Origin of the sequence: Microcoleus sp. w2-18bC1, assembly GCF_036700365.1 — a bacterium.
In the GTDB taxonomy this organism is placed as follows: Bacteria; Cyanobacteriota; Cyanobacteriia; order Cyanobacteriales; family Microcoleaceae; genus Microcoleus.
The window spans coordinates 17,165-37,481 of record NZ_JAUBOS010000058.1; the positions used below are offsets into that span (position 1 = coordinate 17,165).

General features: G+C 45.0%; 11 protein-coding genes. 4 read left to right on the forward strand and 7 right to left on the reverse strand.

All coding sequences use genetic code 11. The features are described 5' to 3' along the window. Positions 1-36: 36 nt before the first annotated feature. From QT979_RS22665 to QT979_RS22675, 3 genes are all read right to left on the reverse strand, one after another. Positions 37-495 carry a peroxiredoxin gene (locus tag QT979_RS22665; RefSeq protein ID WP_333208814.1) on the reverse strand — a complete coding sequence of 153 codons (459 nt, stop codon included), beginning with the start codon at positions 493-495 and terminating at the stop codon, positions 37-39. Positions 496-916: 421 nt separating this feature from the next. Next, entirely contained in the window at positions 917-1,813 is an 897-nt protein-coding gene (locus QT979_RS22670; protein WP_333208812.1) for a metal ABC transporter permease, read from the reverse strand. A gap of 271 nt (positions 1,814-2,084) precedes the next feature. Next, positions 2,085-2,894, reverse strand: a complete 810-nt coding sequence (locus QT979_RS22675; protein WP_333311756.1) for a metal ABC transporter ATP-binding protein — start codon at positions 2,892-2,894, stop codon at positions 2,085-2,087. A 102-nt stretch (positions 2,895-2,996) separates the two neighbouring features. On the opposite strand from QT979_RS22675, the gene QT979_RS22680 reads away from it, so the two are divergent. Continuing rightward, entirely contained in the window at positions 2,997-4,232 is a 1,236-nt protein-coding gene (locus QT979_RS22680) for a metal ABC transporter substrate-binding protein (protein WP_445304805.1), read from the forward strand. Between the two features lie 187 nt (positions 4,233-4,419). Here QT979_RS22680 and QT979_RS22685 read toward each other — a convergent pair whose 3' ends face one another. The 3 genes from QT979_RS22685 to QT979_RS22695 are packed head-to-tail and all read right to left on the reverse strand — an operon-like array spanning position 4,420 to position 11,396. Beyond that, entirely contained in the window at positions 4,420-8,085 is a 3,666-nt protein-coding gene (locus QT979_RS22685; RefSeq protein WP_333311757.1) for an ATP-binding protein, read from the reverse strand. Further along, positions 8,075-11,113, reverse strand: a complete 3,039-nt coding sequence (locus QT979_RS22690) for a hypothetical protein (protein ID WP_333311758.1) — start codon at positions 11,111-11,113, stop codon at positions 8,075-8,077. Before QT979_RS22690 ends, QT979_RS22685 begins: the two co-directional genes overlap by 11 nt. Before the next feature lie 13 nt (positions 11,114-11,126). Further along, positions 11,127-11,396: a YciI family protein gene (locus tag QT979_RS22695; protein WP_190741349.1), complete on the reverse strand. Its 270-nt coding sequence runs from the start codon at positions 11,394-11,396 to the stop codon at positions 11,127-11,129. A 151-nt stretch (positions 11,397-11,547) separates the two neighbouring features. Here QT979_RS22695 and QT979_RS22700 point away from each other — a divergent pair, with 151 nt between their 5' ends. Beyond that, the gene (locus QT979_RS22700) at positions 11,548-12,120 is read left to right on the forward strand and encodes a Uma2 family endonuclease (protein ID WP_333311759.1); all 573 of its coding nucleotides are present in this window, start codon (positions 11,548-11,550) and stop codon (positions 12,118-12,120) included. A gap of 70 nt (positions 12,121-12,190) precedes the next feature. Here the strand turns inward: QT979_RS22700 and pheT are convergent, their stop codons facing one another. Next, entirely contained in the window at positions 12,191-14,635 is a 2,445-nt protein-coding gene (pheT, locus tag QT979_RS22705; RefSeq protein ID WP_333311760.1) for a phenylalanine--tRNA ligase subunit beta, read from the reverse strand. A 533-nt stretch (positions 14,636-15,168) separates the two neighbouring features. Between pheT and QT979_RS22710 the strand changes: the two genes are divergently transcribed. Both QT979_RS22710 and QT979_RS22715 read left to right on the forward strand, forming a co-directional pair. Beyond that, positions 15,169-16,800 carry a serine/threonine-protein kinase gene (locus QT979_RS22710; RefSeq protein WP_333311761.1) on the forward strand — a complete coding sequence of 544 codons (1,632 nt, stop codon included), beginning with the start codon at positions 15,169-15,171 and terminating at the stop codon, positions 16,798-16,800. Positions 16,801-17,023: 223 nt separating this feature from the next. Further along, entirely contained in the window at positions 17,024-20,197 is a 3,174-nt protein-coding gene (locus tag QT979_RS22715; protein WP_333311762.1) for an MASE1 domain-containing protein, read from the forward strand. The last annotated feature ends 120 nt before the right edge of the window (positions 20,198-20,317 follow it).

A 20,317-nucleotide genomic window follows, 5' to 3' on the forward strand; every position in this document is an offset into this window, starting at 1 on the left:
GTAAAAAACCCCGGTTTCTGGCCACCCGCGCGCCATCTAACTTTTGATGGTTTCTAAAGTTTTGAGTGCTTCTGCAACGTGTGCTTTAAAGTCTAACATGGAGTCAAAAATATGCTTGACAACGCCTTCTTTGTCAATGACATAAGTTACTCTACCGGGCATAATCCACAGGGTAGCTGGAACTCCATATAATTGCCGAACTTTGTTGCCAGTATCGCTCAGCAGTGTAAAGGGTAGCTGATATTTGGTGGCAAATTGTTGGTGCGATTGTTGGGTATCTTCGCTAATTCCTATGACTTCTGCGCCTGCGTCTTTGAAGACTTCGTAGCTATCTCGAAAAGCGCAAGCTTGGGTGGTGCATCCGGGTGTGTCGTCTTTGGGGTAAAAGTAGACTATGACGTTTTTTTTACCTTTAAAATCTTTGAGGCTGACTGATGTGCCAGTTTGAGATGGTAAGGTAAAATCGGGGGCGGTGTCTCCTACTTTGACGGTCATGTTTTTTTAACTTAGTAGATGTGTTGGCGTGAAATTTTAACTTTTGTTATTGTACAGTTTTTTGTGACCAATAGTTCGTAGTTGCGATCGCCCGATTCGGTATCATCCCATTTTTGCTTTCTCGCAATCCTAAAAACAACCGTTTTTACCAAATCTCGATGCAGCCGACCATTCGCAGTTATGGGTATTAATTGAAGAGGCTTGTTTGAACCGCACATCCACGGGGATTAACGAAGATTCTGATTAACAATGGGAGGCGCGGCGCAGAAGCCTTGCTACTGAGATGTTGCACCATTCTCTATAAGCCTTTTAGGAACAGGCTTTCCGGCCTGTTCCACAAGAAAATTCACTCTTTGTGGAACAGGCCGAAAAGCCTGTTCATGAGAATGGTGCAAGATGTGAGTTACTACAAAGTTATTTGTTATCGGCCTTTAGTTAAATTTTTTAATTCCCGCCATATTGGAGGAATTTGACCGGAGTGTGTGCGGGGCTGGGTGAGGATTCCTTGAGTGGGACTGAAGAGCAATGATAGCACAAATAACCCCGATGCAACTAAAACTATTGCGGGGCCGGATGGCAAGTTATAGAAGTAGCTGAGATACATTCCGCTAATGCTGGAAATAACTCCGATTATTGCGCCTAAAATCATTACTTGGTGCAGGCGAGTTACTAGGAGATAGGCGGTACTTGCGGGTGTAATTAATAGGGACAAGACTAGCACTACGCCAACGGCTTTGAGGCTGGCAACTATTGTGAGGGCGATGAGTACCATCAGTCCGAAGTTGAGCAGGTTTACTGGTAAACCTGTGGCTTGCGCTCCTAATGGATCGAATGTATAAAATAGCAGTTCTTTGTAAAAGACTACTACAACTAATAAGACTACGGCGACTATGACGGCTGTGTCGATCGCATCTTCGACAGTAACCCCCAGGATGTTGCCGAAAAGAAAGTGGTTGAGGTCGATTTTGTTGTCTTTTTGGACGATCGTAATTAGGGTGATGCCGAGGGCGAAGAATGCCGAAAATACGATGCCCATTGCCGCGTCTTCTTTAATTGTCGATCGAGCTTTGATCCAAGCTATGATTACTGTACTCAAAACTCCGGCAATGAAAGCGCCGATAAAAATGTTTGCTCCGAGGATAAATGCGATCGCCAATCCGGGCAAAACCGAGTGGCTGATGGCGTCTCCGAGCAAGGCCAGCCGCTGTACCATTAAGTAGCTGCCGACGATCGCGCAGACGATGCCGACGAGAATGGCAATTATGAGCGATCGCTGCATGAATCCGTACTGCAACGGCTCAATTAAGGTTTGGATCATAAAATTATCAAATCACAGTTAACTAATGACTAACAACCAAAGCAACCCGGTTTTATCTGAGATGTTGTACCATTCTCAATAAGCTTTTTAGGAACAGGCTTTCCGGCCTGTTCCACAAACAGTGAATTTTATTGTGGAACAGGCCGGAAAGCCTGTTCTTGAGAATGGTGCAAGATGTGAGTTCGATCCGAGATTTATCGTTGCCCAATTCAATATTATCCAAGAAACCGGGTTCAAGAGTGTAACTCCTAGATTAATGACTGCTGGCTAATTAAGCTGCTTGTCCGGCAAAGAACATTACTTGTCCGCCGTAGGCGCGGTAAAGGTTTTCTTGGGTTAGCACTTCTTGGCGGGAACCAGCGGCAATCAATTCTGTATTCAGCAAAATTAAATCATCAAAATTGGTGATTGATTCGCCTAAGTCGTGGTTGACTACTAAGACGATTTTTCCGGCATTTGCTAGCTGGTGGAAGATGTCAAAAATGATATTTTGAGTTTTTTGGTCAACGCCGACAAATGGCTCGTCAAAGCAGAAAATAGCGGCTTCTTGGGCTAATGCTCTAGCTAGAAATACTCGCTGTTGCTGTCCGCCGGAAAGTTGTCCGATCGGTCTGTCTTTGTAAGCACTCATACCTACTCTTTCTAAGGCATCGGCAGCGGTGCGGCGGCTAGCTGCCGAAAAGCGGCGAAACCATCCGGCTTTTCTGACTCTTCCCATCATCACGACATCCCAAACGGTGGCGGGATAGTTCCAGTCAATTTGCGATCGCTGGGGCACGTAGGCTACTGTTTCGAGTCGATCGGCGATCGCTTCTTCGCCCCAGGTAACAGTGCCGCGATTTGCCGGAATTAAGCCCAACATTGCTTTGATCAGCGTGCTTTTGCCGGCACCGTTGGGGCCAATAATACCCGTCAGCCTTCCCGGTTTGACGGAAAGATTGATATCTCTGAGTGCCTCTACCGTGCGGTAGTTTACTGCTAAGTGCTTAACAGCGATAATTTCAGTGTCGGTAGCGCTGTCTTTGAGGTGGCAAACCATTTCAGACCAAGGATTCTCGTTGGGGAAGGTGGCGGTATTCATTGCGGTGACTCTATCTCCTTTTTATTAAGTTTACTGTAAAAATGAAAAGAATATGAAATCATCGGTAAATAGGAATAATCGGGAACGCACCAGAGGTAGATAATGCGACAGTCCAAGCTGGAAACCCCTCAAACTATAGGTTTGGCGGCGAAAATCTCAAGTCGGTTAAAACTCATATCTTCCACAATTCTCAATAACAGGCAAGATGCCTGTTCCACAAAGAGTGAGTTTTCTGGTGGGGTGGGCATCCTGCCCGCCCAGACAAGGGTTATTGAGAATGGTGTCAGATGTGAATTAAAAGCGAGGGCAATTGTGAAGCAATCCTATAAAGGGGAGTTTAGCAGTGAGTCGGCGATTGAAACCTCCCGCCCTGGATTGAACAAGTCCAAAGTATTTTTTATCAGAACTATTGCCTGCGGCATTTTGACTTTGGGCTTATTTAGTTGTACTCAAACCCAGGGTGATCGCCTCTCTCCAGAGGCAGATGCTAAACCCAAGGTAGTTGCTACCAGCACAATTATTGAGGATTTGACCGATCGAGTAGCGGGTGGCGAAATTCAGCTAACAGGAATTTTGCAGCCGGGAACCGATCCTCACGTTTACGAACCTGTGCCAAAAGATTCTCAAGCTTTAGAACAAGCTAACTTAATTTTGTATAACGGTTACAATTTGGAACCGGGATTAATTAGGATGATGAATGCGGCCGGAATTAAGGCGCGGAAATTAGCAGTGGGGGAAGTTGTCAAGCCTTTGCTACTGAATAAAGAAGGCAATACAGTACCCGATCCGCACGTTTGGGGAAATGTGGAAAATGTAGTTCAAATGGTGGAAGCAATTCGGGATGCGCTAATTGACCTGTCGCCGGAAGATCGGGAGAAGTTTACGCAGAATGCTGTGAAACTTACTGCAGAGTTAAAACGTTTGGATAGTTGGATCGAACAAGAGATTAAAACTATTCCCGAAAATAAGCGCGAATTAGTAACAACCCACGATGCTTTTCAATATTACAGCCGCGCCTACGGATTGGGAAGTGCTGGCAGTTTGATCGGGATTAGTACGGAGGAACAGCCCAGCGCTCAAACGGTGCAAAAGTTAGTAGAATCCGTGAAAGCTGCGGGAGTTCCTGCTATTTTTGCCGAGACTACAATTAACCCGCAACTGATTAGAACAGTGGCGGAGGAAGCGGGGGTGAAATTGGCGGCGCAGCAACTTTATTCGGATTCGATTGGGGCGGCAGGAAGCGAGGGCGATTCTTATGTGAAAATGATGTCTGCTAATACTCGCGCCATCGTCGAAGCTTTGGGGGGGAAATACACGCCATTTGAAGTTAGCAAATAGCAAGTATGGTGCCCCGGAAGAGTTTTATTTTCTCTGCGGGGTGATAGCTAGCTGACGCAGCCTACAAGTTTCAGTAGGCTTGCATTGCATAAGTCTTTGATTGGTACATAAACCGCAGATGCAAGGCAGATAAACACAGATAAACGCAGATTATTGAAGGGATTGAAAGCTTGGGAATGCGAGAGGTCTAGTTTATCTGCTTCGACAAAATTAAATTGAGCACGTTCAATTCGTTGGAACTTAAAAGATATTTATCTGTAAAAATTTTTTCTCGGCTTTGTTCTAAACTGTAGCTTCTAAACACGATAAACGGGAATTCGTGATACTTGTACCCGATCGGCATTACACTATCTACAGGGTAGATCGATCGCACATAAGCCGACAAAATATCCCGAAACCGCCTGTCTTCCGGTTCTTCCAGCCTGCTGTCAGCAAAATACTCCTGCATTTCCTCCCCGCTGACAAAAGCAAACAGCGGTATGGCATAATAGCGATCGAAATGCTGACTCTGCTCTTCAAAATACTGAGTTTTCTCGACTTCGCTGTTGAGAAATTGCAAAAGCTCGATCGCACCGCCTCTAATGGCCGATATTACATTCTCCGGGGACGAATCGCTATCCCTAATTCGATACATTTTGTCCAGCAACTTCTTCTCTAGACATTCCTTAATTTCTCGATGAAGTGGCATCTGGTATGTTTCTACCAAATTTTGCTTAGCTAGAGGTACGAGCAACAAACTACCGCAAACATGACCAGTCTCTAGATTATCATAACTCAGCAAACCATCCAGCGGATTACACTTCTCCAAAAACTTACGATTAAAATCGTCCCGCATTTCCAGATAGAAATCGCCCTTTTGACGAGACTTCTCAGAATTTTTCAAAAGAAACTCCCCGCGACCCAAAAGCTGTTCCAGACTCGTATAAACCTCCTTAAACAACATATTTCCTCGCTGGCTCTCGCTCTTTAATGTCTTAATTAGAGCCGCCATTTTGCTGCTAAAAGTATCCCCGACTGCGGAAACCGACTTACCGCCAATCGGAATCATCAAAAACTTATCCCTACCCAAATATCCATATCCCACAATCCGCGTCATCACCGCAGTCTTCAGAATTAGCAGTAAATTCAACAAACTCAACTTGCTTTCTTGTAAAGAAAGTTCCGCATCATCAGCGTAATAAACTGCTGTATCAGACAGATAAAAAACCAATTCCTTATCTTCACCATCAAGGGTTTTACCGTTGTCATATTCTCCGCGTCCCCGATAAATTACCTGTATCACTTCCATGAGATTTTTCTCAATCTGAAAGCGGGGAATATCTACTAAAATATGCTTAGTTTTTGGGAAAGATAAGCCGCGACTTCCCGATGCAGTCATAAAAATTACTTTAGCTGTATTTTTGCACTTTTGTATTTGCTCCTTCTCCTCTTCCGAGATATTCGCGTGGACTTCCAGATAATCGGTATAGCGATTAAATTCTCGCTCATTTTGGATTTTATCAATTAACTCCGCCAATCTTCGCTTATCCTGAATGTAGACGATAATTTGTTCAACTCCCGGTATTGCTAACCGCTGATTGATATCCTCAATTATTTGAGACTGTACCCGTTTTACCAAATCATAATTTATTTTTAAAGAAATATCTTCAGTGAATTTAACAGCTTCTACAAACACCTTGTAAGTTATCTCTAAACTGCTAGCCGGATAGGAATTTGTATTGATAAGTTGAGCAGCTAATCGTTTAAATTCAAAAGGAATAACTTGTAAAGACGGGATTTGCTCAGAAGTTTTTGGGAGCTTTTTGAAATAGATTTTATCCGGTTCCGGCGAGGTATCATCGAGGTGTTGTTTAATCACGTCCGGGTCAACAATCGAAGCATCGGCTACAATAATTTTAGTATTAAAACCGTGTTTTGGGGTGTGCAAGTCATATTTGTTAAGCAGCCTACCAATTCCATGCAAAAACTCAACGCCGCCGTCGTCTCCAGTAATTTCATCGATCATAATGAAAATGTGTTTGATGCGGCTGGAGATTTCTTGCATTTTAGGAGAAATGACTGCTTTTTCCCCCTTGTTGTAAGCATCTTGAAATATTTTCTCTAAATGCTGGAGAGTATTTTTTCCGGTTTCTGTCACCTTTAAAGACTGAATGGAAACGGTAGCCACGATATTGTTCGATGTTTTACGATTGATGAGCGAATATATTCCCTCACAAACGCTATTTAGCACTCCATGCTTTTTGCCTATCCTAGGTTTGATTACTGTTTCTCCCTTCCTTTCAAGTTGCGGCTGGTGATATTCCTTCCGCTGCATTTCGGCCCTGTTGTTGATGAAGTGGACACTTTTTTTTTGAAAATTTTCGTGATGATTATTTGCGACGTAGTTGACGGTACATTGTCCAAAATTGCTGTCTATAGTATCGGAACTTGAGTTAATGCAAAATAAGCGATTGTCGCACAGCAAACCAGTCTTTTTGTCTCGAAATTTATCGATGATATCTAAGTTGACTTGCTTGCGGGGACTGACGTACAGGAATAAGAAACCGTCCTCGATATGGCTTTTGAGAAAATTGGCGATCGCAGTTGTTTTCCCAATTCCCGGATTCCCCGTCAAAAAGATATAAGTTTCATCAGATTGCAGTGCTTTGACAATCAATTGAGCGTGAGCATTTCTCAGATGTAATCCGCGATCGATTTGCAAATCATCGGCCAGTTTATCTGATATAATATCTATGGAATTAACAAAATTATCGATCCGCTCTGTATTACGTACAGGTGTAGAACTTTTGCCAAGCGTCAACAAATCGCTGACAAACTTTTTGCCATTTTGAAAACTGCGAGCTGCGTTGAGTTGAATCGTATCTAAAACATCGCCGCGAGCATCGTTAATCTCTTTATTTTTCGCTTCCTGCTGGTAGATTTTGGCACAATTCGCCAAGATGGCAATTTTATCACTGCGGAGGGAAATTGCGCTAATTGTGCGATCGCTATAACCGACAACATTCAACAACACCTCAGCACCATCAGGAATCATACCAGTCGTTTGCAGAAAACCGTAGAAGCTGTGAGCGTAGCTACCAGCCTGAATCAACTTAGCGCTTTCCTTATCCTTATACTTAAAAGCCGTAAAATAGCGGTTTAAACCCTCCGAAAAGTCAATACCTAAAGTGCTAGTATCGATTCGCAGATTAGAAAAAACACTTTTCGATCGCAAGTAGCTAATTTCTCTGAGCAAAGACTTCCGCATCACCTCTATTTCGTTGAGATTATCGACTTTTTCCGAAGTCAACGGAGGAGTAAACACAGACAAATCAACGCACAGAATTCTAAACTCCTTACCATTTTGCAACAAAATCAGGGTATCAGCTTGCAAAAACTCGCCTTTTTTCTTGTAGCGGCGGATGTAGGAGTTAATCTCATCGTCTGAGAAATTGGGTTGCGCTGTTTCAAACTGAGATAATACCTTCTTAAACGCTTTAAAAACTTCTGTCTCATCGTCATTCTGGGTTCTAATACTGTTAGCACAACTCAAACTGCACTGAAAATACAAGATTTGCGATAACCTTAAAGTCCAGCCCGTAGATGTGAGGTACTCCCGGAAGAAATTCAACCCACCAATAAAGCCTTTTTGGAGAAAAAATAGACTCCACTTCTCAACAATTTTAGCATCCAAACTACCGAGGAGATTAGCTTCCCTAGTTATTTCCGCCATCATCTTTGGCAATTCTAGTTTCTGCAAATCGAGACGGTAGGAATCTCCGAAATTGTGAGCTATATTTTCACGCTGAATATACGCCAGAATCCCAATATTAAATCCCACCTCAAACAGCCGTCCAAAATCTTCACCAATCATGATTAATACCTCCCTCATCCACATTTAAGACTTCTCTTACCTTATTCAAAAATGCCAGGGAATTAAAATCCGCACTACCGCCAGCATGACTAAATACAGATAAAGCACCCACCGATTCATCGCCAATAATTCGCTCGTAGGGGTCAAGTTTTAAACTAATATTGTGACGAGCTTCATACCGAGAAAAGTGGAATATTGTTAGATAATGTAGCAAAGTATTTTTGATTGCACCATCATAAATCAAACCTTCACGAATATCTTGATCGTCTAGGATACCTTGATAGATATTCAACAGCGTCGAGTAGGAAATCACACCGTTATAAAAGTTTTTTTCCTCCCTGACTCTAATTCCGTTAAACAAGTTGAAAAACATCACAGCTTGCTGACTGGTATCTGCAAACAAGTTTTCAAGCTCCATTGCATCCTGAATGTAAAACGATTTTCCCTTATCGCCTAGGAAACTGCGGACATAGTATTTATCAAAGAATATCGGATAAATTTTGATATCCCGCCTCTCTCCCTTCAAAGTTCGGAGCAATTTTTTTGACATGAAAGACAATTCCTCATCTTCCTCAGTCTGAGTAATATGCAGCGTACTCATGTAAGGTGCTTGCGAAATATATGCGAAATTCCGATATCCTTGCTGATAAAGCTGACTCATTGCATCTTCAAGGATTAACGGCTCAGAATAAAGACGGCTGACACTGTAATTCTCGGAAAGTGTTTTCAGCATTTCGACTTGAATTGTACTGTCATCTAGACGATTGATTCCGACAATTTCTCCGATTAAGCAGGCTTGTCTTTGGAAGCGGTTTTGATTGCTTCTTTTCGCATCACTATCCCGGCTGGAAACGACAATAATTGCCAATTTATCCAACTCAGGGGCTAGCTGTACATTATCATCGAATCGAAACTTTTTAGGAAGAATTGAATACAGGGAACTCAAACCGTTACGAATTGTGTAACCATTGGGCGTTTTTCTAATCCGAAATCCTTGAGAAGTTGAGCGTTGTTTTTCACTCAAAATATGAGACAATGTTTTAGAAAGGTTAGCCATAAATTTTTCTGATGGCGAAGGGTGTTTGTCGTCACCTTCGTGGAGCCTCACCATCGGAATAAACAAGTTGTCCGCAGTGTTTTCGAGCAATATCCTCAGACAGATATAGGACAGCAGCAACATGGTAAACTTATACACAAAAATTGCTGCGGGTTGTAAACCTTTGTCGCCGCAGTCTAGTCGTCTATCGTCATAGGGAAACACAACTAATTTGGTCTGAAAATGTTTTTCGTAGATTTCTCTAGAGCGAGGGGCTTTAGGTGCAGAAAGTACAGGCAAAACATCGACACCTTTGATATTGTATTCCATGCTAAAATTTTGGCGTTCATCAGTTGGGAAATACCGGACATCTTCGATGCTGATATTGACGGGTAGCTGACAAATAGATTTTTCATCCACACTAGGTTCTTTGACTGTAATATAATGAAGCGTTTGCTTGTAATTTCGCTCCATAATGTCATTAAAAAATTTACCATTCGTCAAAATATTGTCAATATCTTCTACCAGACCTATTTTGAGGTTTACGTGTCGCGTTTCTGTGCGGGTTGGTAAAATTGTTTGACGCTCCAGAAAGCCTTTTAGCATTCTTCTCAGATGCGTAATTTTGTGTTTTATGTTAAACTGATTAAGCCCTTTAATAAAGTTGCGAAAAAGCTCTTTTTTTTGCTCATCGTTAGAACCTTGCAAAACGGGCAAGACTCTTTGTTCAAATAGGATTCTAGGCTGATGATTTAGTTCAGATTCCGGGTCGTAATTTTTTGCTAGTGGGTCATTGCGGGAAGCCAGCACAAAATAGTAGAGCAATGCTATTTTTAACAGTTTGCGGACGAAGGTTTCGGGATTAGAATCCTCATCAAATTCTGCTTGATGTTCTTCACTGTCGGGATTTAGCAGGTTCAGATAATACTCAAATACATCTTTTCCGCCGCGCGCTTGAACTGAGTTATCAAATTTGATTTTGAGGCCAAAGATAAACTTACGCTCGTTACGATAATTGTCCGTACTTTCTCCCAAGTAACCTGATACAATAGGAATAATGGGCAGTGCATCTAAAAATTCTGATCGGGCAAATATCTCTCTGTAATTAACTCGAACTCCAGCATAATTAACTTCGTAGTCACCATCAGAGTTCCCTGGATCGTTGATGTATTCTTCTATTAATCTGAGGCGGCGAATTAAGTCTTCTAAATAGATGATGCCTACAGTATCTGTGTTGCTCGCGCGGATGTGTTCTAGCAGATACTCTAAGTAAGTAATCTTAGCTTCTTTTTGAATTTTGCCGAGAGTTTCTTTGTCTACCAGTCGGATTAATTTGTGGAAATCCGAGTCAAGATTTTTAACCATCTCATCAAGACCGTGGTTAAGGTCTTCTTTCTCACTGCTAGTCTCGGCATTTTCATTGATATAGTTTTGCAAACCCTGCTTGAGTTCTTGTTCAAAAATATCAGTATTTCGGACGGTAACGGTCAATTTATGCAATTTTAAAGCTGCATGGCTTCCAGTACCTCGGCTTTCCAAAGTTAGCCTTTCTTTTTCTAAAGAAGGGTGGCGGATGCCAAAATCGTATTTAAAGCCTAACTCTTGGCCGCTTCCCCGAAAAGAGGGTGAGCATAAGGGACTAATCAAACTAGCGACAAAGCTTTCAATAGAAGTATTTTGTGGCAGTTTAAATTCTAATTGCTGCAGCAAAAACTGTTGAATCTGTCTAACTTGACTGCCAAAACGCTCCTCAATTTCCGGCGGTAAGTTAACAGTAGCAGAATGTGCTTGACGTTCCCCGGAACCCAGGGGTTGCCGCACTTGCTTGTTGGAAACATCCGCAGCAATGGTGTCAATATCAATTAGCAAGCGGCGGTTGTCTTCTGATACGCTAAACGGATTTTTCCCCTGCAAAACTTCTAAAATATTGTCCAGCAAATCGCCATAATCTACTGGAACTAAATCGCTGTCATCCAATCTTAAGAGATTCACCCTGTTAACTCCTTCAAAAAGCTTGAATCCACTCTTTCACATCGTACTCAGTCCAAACCCCATTTACCCAATAAGGATCGGCTTCCACCAATTGTCGCACGGCCGCCTCATCTTCAGCTTCGTAAATTGCAAAAACTTTTGTTAAATCTTTCGTTGGCCCGATCGTACTTAACACACCCGATTCCTTCTGCTTAGCCAATCCTGCTAAATGAGCGTCTCGAAACGGAGCGCGTTTTTCGAGAACATCTTCGCAGTAACTTCCCCACATAACATATTTGGTCACGGTTTTGAGCCTTAGATTAATTTGTTTAAAAGTTATTGTACAATAAGAGTAAGAGGTTTTAACTAAAATTTTAAGAAGAAGATTAATGAACCGCAGAGGGCGCAGAGGAAGAGGGGAAAGAGAGAGGTTTGTTAGATAGGAGAAGATGGCTATGACTTTATTAGACATTCGTTTGTTGACGGTTCAAGAGTATCACCGCATGGCAGAAGTTGGTATTTTTGAGGAAGACGAACGAGTTGAATTATTGGCAGGACAGATAGTAAAGATGGCCGCAAAAGGAACAGCACACAGTGCAGCGGTGACACGTACAGAGAAGTTACTGGAAAACCGTTTGGGAGAGCGAGTTTTGGTGCGGCTGCAAGATCCTGTTCGGTTAAATGATTTCTCTGAACCTGAACCCGATCTTGCTGTGGTCGTACCCGATCCGCTTTACTATGAAGACCACCATCCAACTCCGTCTGAAATTTATCTGATTATTGAAGTTGCTGATAGAACCCTGAGAACAGATTTGGGGATAAAAGCGACAATTTATGCTCAATCTGGAATTGCTGATTATTGGGTTTTGGATGTTAATAATCGGCAACTTCACGTATTTAGAGAACCGAGTCAGGATGGCTATCAGAGTATAGTAGTTCTTGAGGATGATGCGAGTATTTCTCCTTTGCAATTTCCTGATTTTTCTTTTATGGTTGGGGAGATGTTGCGGCCGTTGGTGACAATTTAATTAACGTTAAAAATTGAGTCCGCCAGGGAATTCATTCCCTGGCGGTTTCCAGTGGTGAGTAGCGGCCTCTTTAGCTTCTCAAACTAACGCCGAATTTCTCAACTAAAACATCGCGCACTTTTTGTTGTGCCGGTTCGACATCGGTTTCGCTCAAAGTTCGATCGCCCGCGCGGTAAATTAACCGAAAAGCCAAACTCCGCTGTCCCGCCGGTACGTTGTCGCCCCGATATTCGTCGAACAGTTCCACGGAATCCAGCAAACTACCCGCCGCCTTTTTCATCGCACTTTGCATCTCAACAACCGGAACTTCAACCGGTGCGAAAAATGCAATGTCTCTGTCAGAAGCGGGGAAACTCGAATAACCCGCGAACTTGCGAGTTAAGTTGCTCGATCGTCCTAATTCACCCAACAGCACCGCTAAATCTAATTGAAACACGTAAACCTGCTCTGGCAAATCCTTTTCTTGCTGCAATTGCGGGTGCAACTGTCCGAAAACTCCTAAATGTTTCCCGTTTAACGATAACGCCGCCGTGCGACCCGGATGCAAGCGCGTATTCGAGGAATCGCTTTGATATTCTACCGACAAACCCAACCCCTGAAACACGCTTTCCAAAACTCCCTTGGCCTCAAACCAAGTCAAAGGTCGATCGCGCCCGGACTGCTGCCATTTCCACACAGTCGGATCGCCGCCGATAATCCCCGCAACTGCATCCGCTTCCTTCATTGCATCCCCATCTTTCCAGAAAATGCGGCCGACTTCAAAACCGTTTAGTGCGCCATTTCCCTGTTCCAAATTGTACTGGAAAGCATCAATCAAACCCGACAGCATTTCTGTCCGCAAAGCCGAATACTCCACAAACAGCGGATTCGCCAGCACCACCTGATTGTCTCCCTCAGTTTTCACCAAAGAATAGTGCATCAACTCCGTCAAACCGGCCGCCCGAAAAGCCGATCGCACATTCCGAATTGCCGCGTATTCTGGTGACAGATAACCGGGTTCCGTTTTGCTGGGCAAAGTATCGCAGAAATTGTCATAACCGTGGAGTCGGGCAACTTCTTCAATTAAATCGATTTCCCTTTCTAAATCTCGGTAGCGGTAAGGAGGAACAGTTATCGCAAACACCCGTTCTTTTTCTGTTGGAAAAACTTCGCATCCCAAAGCTATGAGAATATTTTTTACCTCTTCCGGTTCCAGATATTTAGAACCGCCAGTTTGTCCTCTTTTCAACTGCCCCAAAACCAGATTTACTCGGTCTAAACGCAATTCGAGCGATCGCAAAAAACTCAAATCATCACCCGAACTCGCCGTTTTCTGCACCGTCGCAGTGCCTCCAGCCAACTCCAAAATTAGAGCTACAGCGCGGTTGCAAGCAGTGGTCAAAGCTGCCTGATTCACCCCCCGCTCGTAGCGGATCGATGCCTCGCTACGCAAGCCTTGAGCGCGCGCAGAACGGCGAATCGTTGCCTGGTCAAAAATCGCTGCTTCCAAGACTAAATTTTGCGTTCCTTCGTGAACTTCCGTATCTTCACCACCCATTACCCCAGCTAAGGCAACAGGTTTGTCGCTAGCAGTAATTAACAGATTTTGAGCTTGCAAATTGCGGTTTTGTCCGTCCAAAGTTTTGAAGGATTCGCCTGTTTTGGCAAAACGGACGCCGATGCTGATATCTTGAGTACCGGTGAAAGATTGCAGGCGATCGGAATCGAAAGCGTGCAGCGGTTGTCCCCATTCCAATAAAATGTAATTAGTTACGTCAACCACATTATTAATTGGTCGCACTCCCGCCGCCTGCAACCGCTGCTGCAACCAAGCTGGAGAAGCAGCAATTTTCACACCTTCAATTGCCGTGCCGATGTAAATCGGGCATCCTTGCGGTTCGGATATTTCTACTGCCAAACCAGGACTTTCTTTGCCCTCAATCGCTACACCATTCGCTGCAGGAATTCTCAAACTTGCCCCAGTCAGCGCCGCCACTTCTCGCGCTACACCCACCATGCTCAAAGCGTCAGCACGGTTGGCAGTTGCTGTCAAATCTAAAATCACATCGTCTAAACCCAAAAGTGGGCGAATATCGCTGCCCAATTTGGGATTTTCTAACTCGAAAATGTGAATCCCGGCTGACTCTTTAGATAGCCCCAATTCCGCCAGAGAGCAAATCATTCCTTCGGAAGGAACGCCCCGCAATTTAGCAGGTTTAATCTTTAAATCAATAGTCGATAAATAAGTGCCAACAACAGCGACAGGCACGTAAATATCTGCCCTAGCGTTGGGTGCGCCGCAAACAATATTCAAAGCTTCTGAAGAGCCGACATCCACTTGACAAACTCTCAATTTGTCTGCATTCGGATGCTGTTCGCAGGCGATGATTTTGCCCAAAACTACACCGCTTGCCCACGGGCGGCGGTCTTCAATTTCTTCAACTTCAAAGCCTGCCATTGTCAGGGTTTCGGCTAATTCTTCCGGCGACATCGCCACATCCACCAATTCCTGCAGCCACTTTAGAGAAATACGCATAATTTAGTCAGTAGTTAGTTGTCAGTGCTCTGTAGTTATTAGTCATTAGTCGGCGCCGACGGGCTACGACTTTTGAGTCCCAGAATTTATTCGGGAAAGCTTTTCATAGCATATTAACTTAATTTTGTCAAGACTGTTATGGTACACATCAGCAAAAACGAGGGATCTGCCCAAAGGTAGATGTCTACTGGGGGATGAGTAGCATTCTCATTCAGAGAATGAGGTATGCTAGATACATCTAACAACGCAAAAAGCACTTAAGTTTAGAAAGACTTTACACAAAAAAGCACAACTTTAGCAAGTCTTTAAACTATCTTCAAGGATAATCAACCGAAAAAACTCAAACCAGCGAGATAATCAAAATAGGGAAAAGATATCGGCTTAAAAGACTTAGGTGCAATTCCAATTCGCGATCGAATGCACGGCTTGCCGAAAACTGATAGATTAGTATGTCTACCAGAAGCAGGAACAGGCTATTTGTGCAGTCGAGCGACGCTGACAAGATCAGAACAACATAGGCAAACTCAATCAATATGAGCTACTGCGTAAATCCGGGCTGTCCCCATCCTCAAAATCCTGCTGACTCTATTCTTCAGTGTCAGACTTGCGGTGCGCGGTTATTGCTGCGCGCTCGCTACCGAGTCATTGAACCGTTAGGACAAGGAGGTTTTGGAGCTACATTTCTGGCAAAAGACATCTCATTGCCCGGTCAACCGAGTTGCGTGGTCAAGCAACTGCGACCCAGTAGTTCGTCGCCGCGAGTTTTAGAAATGGCGCGGGAATTATTCAAGCGAGAGGCGAAAACCCTCGGCCAACTGGGCGACCACCCGCAAGTACCGAGGCTGCTAGACTATTTTGAAACGGAACAGCAATTCTACTTAGTTCAAGAGTATGTTAAAGGCTCGACTTTGAAACAAGAAGTCAAGCACTCAGGCCGTTTCAACGAATCGGATGTTAAAAATTTTCTATTAGAAATTCTGCCAGTAGTGCAATATATCCACAGCCAAGGAGTAATTCACCGAGACATCAAACCCGCAAATATTATTCGCCGAATTCAAGACGGTCACTTAGTTCTGATTGACTTCGGAGCGGTAAAAGACCAAGTTAGCCAAACAATATTATTAGACCCCGCCGACCAAAGCGCCAACACGAAATTTTCAGTGGGCACATTTAGTTTTGCCCCCCCGGAACAAATGGCGCTGCGGCCGATATTTGCCAGCGACATCTACGCGGTGGGCATGACTTGCTTGTACTTGCTGACAGGAAAATCGCCCAAGGATTTAGATTTTGATGGAGTAACCGGCGAAATTGTTTGGCAGCCACACGTTCAGGTGAGTCCAAATTTTGCGCGGATTCTCGAAAAAATGCTCAAGCCGATGGTTGGGCACCGCTTCCAATCGGCAGCAGATGTCCTCAGAGCTCTCTCGGGCCAATTTGAAGACCCAAGTCTTGTGGATGGCTTGGCAACTCAATTCAACGCCTCTTCTCGTACAGTTGAAGAACCGACAATATTTAATGACGAGGGTTCTTCGTGGTCACCCCCTCAGAGCAAAATTAATCAAGATTTACGATTGAACCACACCCGCACTGGTAGAACTTCCTTCAGCCAATCCGGGAACACGGGAATGCAGCCGAGAGTTTCCCGGACTCTGGCTGAGTCCGGCAGAACTTTCGGAACCGTTGGACCTTCTAGTGGCAATTTAGCAGGGTCAAAGCTATCGAAAGTTGCTCCTAGGTGGGACACCAACAGCGTGCGAGCGGCATATTTTAAAGGCAAGCGTGATTTTGCTGACTGCGAACTGTCGGGTTTGCAACTGCAAAAAGCGCAGTTAGCGGGGGGGAATTTTTATCAGGCTAGGTTGGTGAAGGCAAATTTGCAAGCAGCGGATTTGTCGGGCGCGAATTTGGGTCACGCGAGGTTAATTCAGGCGAATTTGCGAGATGCTAATTTGACTGAGGCTTATTGCAGCACTGCCAATTTTGAAGGCGCGGATTTCCGAGGTGCTGACTTGACGGGGGCTTATTTGACTAAGGCGAATTTGCGGGGAGCAAATTTGTGCGGGGCGAATCTTACGAACGCTACAGTTTCTGAGGAACAACTGGCAATGGCAAAGACCAATTGGCTTACTGTTAAGCCTGATGGTAAGCGGAGTTTTGGATTTTAAGTAGTCATGGGGCATGGGGCATGGGGCATGGGGCATGGGGCATGGGGCATGGGGCATGGGGCATGGGGCATGGGGAGTTGTTAGCTGCTACTAATCACCAATCACAACAGTCAACAGTCAACTTCCCACTCCCCCAGTCAGGTGAGTCGTCAGGAGGAAGCTCGATCGCCCCAAAGCCGCCTAAATTAAAAACTAGGAATGGAGGATTCGATCGCACCTAAACATGAAACTGCTCAACCGCCGCACTCGAACGCTTTTGTACACCGGCATCCTGGCGCTGGCCTACTTTGTTACCGGAAAACTCGCAGCGTCGATGCTGGGACTGGTGAAAGCCGAACCCTCCCCCGTGTGGCCGCCCGCCGGTATTGCTCTAGCAGCACTGCTACTGCAAGGGCGACGGATGTGGCCGGGAATTGTTCTCGGTTCAGTGCTGTTAAACTCTACCGGCGGTGTACCGTCGGCTGTCATTGCCACATCGGCCTTTAGCGTCACCCTGCAAGCGCTGGCTGGAGAGGCTGTGCTGACTTGGAGCGGATTTTCTACCAAACTCGATCGATTGCGAGATGTTCTGGCTTTAGTGGCGGGCGCTGTCATCGGGTCTACTTTGGTCGGTTCTATCCTCGGCAACTTGGGTACGTGCATTTTTGGTTGGGCCCAGTGGAGCAATTTCTCTCGGAACTGGTGGACTACGTGGCTCGGAGACGGCATGGGAATTTTGATTGTGACGCCTGTGCTGTTGACTTTGAACCACGCCGTTAACAGTTTTAAATCTCCACTAAAACTTAGATGTTTCACTATTCTCAATTACTTGTTTAGGAACAGGCAAGATGCCTGTTCCACAAGAGATGAATTTGATTGTGTAACAGGCATCTTGCCTGTTCTTGAAAATGGTGTAACAGGTGAGAAAAAATCTCGAATCATTTCAAGTTTAAAAGCATTTTTTAAGTGGAACAATAACCAATCAGAAGTTACAAATTATTCCACCAAATTGTCTGCAAGTGAAAACCGATATAATCTTCTATTTTTAATTATTAATTATTCAGAAATAGCGCTCTGGCTGACTCTATTGCTGAGCGTGAGCTGGCTGTTTTTTTGCTCAAAAACACAAGCGGCGATCGCTCAGTATCCGCTGGAGTATCTGCCTTTTCCTCTGATAGTTTGGGCTGCCCTGCGGTTTCAATCGGCGGGAGCGATTTTTGCTTATTCGATCGTCTCTTACATCGCGATTTGGGGAGCAGTGCAGGGAGGCGGCCCGTTTTTGGCCAAAAGCGATAATCTCAAACAGGCGGTTTTATTTTTACAAGCTTTTACCGGTACGATCGCCCTTGTGGCTCTGATGCTGGCTGCAGCCGTAGCAGAACGCCAGCAAGCACTGGTGGAGGTGCGTCGCACGGCCGCCATGCTGCGCGATCGCGAAGCTAGTTTAGCCAACGCTCAGCGCATCGCTCAGTTGGGAAATTGGGATTTAAATTGCGCCACCCTCACAGCAACTGACAACTCCGAAGAATCCGCAGAACATCATATATCCAATATCAAATTGCGGTGGTCAAACGAACTTTACCGCCTCTTGGGTTTTGCTCCTGGAACTGTCAAACCGACACCAGAAGTTTTTTTGCAGGCTGTACATCCAGAAGACCGAGAATTGGTGGCGAGATCGCAGCGCCAAGCTATGTTTGAGCGCACACCCTATTGCATTAACTACCGAATTGTGCTAGCAGACGGCTCCGAACGCACTGTCTGCGAACAGTCGGCAATTCAGTCAGGGGCGATCGCCGCCACAGTCCAAGACGTTACCGAACGCCACCGCGCGGAAACCGCTTTGCGGGCGTCCTCCGATCGCGATCGCTTGCTTTCAGAAATCGCCCTGCGAATTCGCAACTCCCTCGACCTCGAAGAAATTCTCAACACTACTGTTGCCGAAGTCCGGCAATTTTTCAAGGCAGACCGCGCTTTCATCGGTATTGTGGACACGGACGGGGTAAATCTTCCTACCCCGGTGTACGGTAAGGTTGTGGCCGAGTCTGTGGGTGTCCAATGCCGTTCTCTTTTGGGCTGGGTACTCGCTGACGGGAATCACCTCGAAAGCCAGAAAACTTTTTATGCTAACAACCGTGTCCGAACTATCTCCGATACTGCTAGCGTTCAACTGAGCGTTCCAATTGCCCAATTGTACAGCGACTATCAAATTCGCGCGACGTTAAATGTGCCGATCTTCCTGGGCGATGAATTGTTCGGGATCTTGGCCGTCAACCAGTGTTCGGGGCCCCGCCAGTGGCAGGAATTTGAAATAGATTTGTTGGAAAAACTCGCTACTCAAGTGGCGATCGCCCTTCAGCAAGCCCAACTTTTGCAGCAGGTAAAAGCTCTCAATGCCAACTTGGAATCTCAAGTCGAGGAACGCACCCACCAACTACAGCAAAAAATGCACGAGTTGCAAGAAAGCAATCGGCTGAAAGACCTATTTTTACACGCAGTTTCTCACAATCTCCGCACTCCTGTTATGGGAATGTTAATACTGTTGAAAAATTTGCTCAACAAATCGGCATCTGATTCTCTACAAGATGTTCCGGTTTCTCGATCGATCTTGCAGCGCATCGTTCAAGCCAGCGAACACCAGTTGACGATGGTTAATGCCCTGCTCGACGCTCACGCTAGCGAGGTCAAAGGGATTGTTCTCAATACTGTACCGCTGTATTTGCCGTCTTTAGCTTCAGCCATTGTTGCCGATTTAGAACCGATGCTGGCCAAAAATCAAGCAACTTTGACTCAGGAAATCCCGGCGGATTTGCCACAAGTCAAGGCCGACAGCAAACACTTGCAGCGGGTGCTAGAAAATCTGTTGACTAATGCTATTAAACACAATCCTCCGGGAGTCAACATCAATTTTAAAGCCGAGGTAATTGAAGTTGAAACAGCGCTAAGCTATGAAGAAAATTCAGAGGCTTTAAGATCGCCCAATAATCCGCTTGCCCGCTGTATCGCTAACCGAATACCTGCTGCGGGCGATCGTCCTAGGATCGGCGAGACCACCCAGAAAAATCAGGAAACCCTGGCCAAATTCAACCTCGACGGCAGTTGCAAAATGCCCCGCTATCAAGGTCAAATTGGCAATATCGGCAGCAAATTGCCGGGTGTCACCGTAAAAATGGTTCGCTGTACTGTAACAGATAATGGAGTGGGAATCAGCGCCAAACAGCGGGAATCTTTGTTTGAACTTTACGTTCAAGACCCTAATAGCCGACAATTAACAGGGCTGGGTTTGGGACTGTACCTGTCCAAGCAAATTATCAAAGCTCACGGCGGCTTCATCGGCGTCGAAAGCACTCCCGGCGGTGGTTCGACTTTCTGGTTTTCGCTACCTGTTGTCAACTCGGACGATCGATATTTCTCAATCTAAAATCTAAAATCTAAAATCTAAAATGGATGGAGTGGGAATCAGCGCCAAACAGCGGGAATCTTTGTTTGAACTTTACGTTCAAGACCCTAATAGCCGACAATTAACAGGGCTGGGTTTGGG

Coding starts and splice junctions, on each gene's coding strand:
- QT979_RS22680 (WP_445304805.1), top strand. CDS start 2,997: ATGCGACAGTCCAAGCTGGAAACCCCTCAAACTATAGGTTTGGCGGCG.
- QT979_RS22685 (WP_333311757.1), bottom strand. CDS start 8,085: ATGATTGGTGAAGATTTTGGACGGCTGTTTGAGGTGGGATTTAATATT.
- QT979_RS22715 (WP_333311762.1), top strand. CDS start 17,024: ATGAAACTGCTCAACCGCCGCACTCGAACGCTTTTGTACACCGGCATC.
- QT979_RS22665 (WP_333208814.1), bottom strand. CDS start 495: ATGACCGTCAAAGTAGGAGACACCGCCCCCGATTTTACCTTACCATCT.
- pheT (WP_333311760.1), bottom strand. CDS start 14,635: ATGCGTATTTCTCTAAAGTGGCTGCAGGAATTGGTGGATGTGGCGATG.
- QT979_RS22675 (WP_333311756.1), bottom strand. CDS start 2,894: ATGAATACCGCCACCTTCCCCAACGAGAATCCTTGGTCTGAAATGGTT.
- QT979_RS22700 (WP_333311759.1), top strand. CDS start 11,548: ATGACTTTATTAGACATTCGTTTGTTGACGGTTCAAGAGTATCACCGC.
- QT979_RS22710 (WP_333311761.1), top strand. CDS start 15,169: ATGAGCTACTGCGTAAATCCGGGCTGTCCCCATCCTCAAAATCCTGCT.
- QT979_RS22670 (WP_333208812.1), bottom strand. CDS start 1,813: ATGATCCAAACCTTAATTGAGCCGTTGCAGTACGGATTCATGCAGCGA.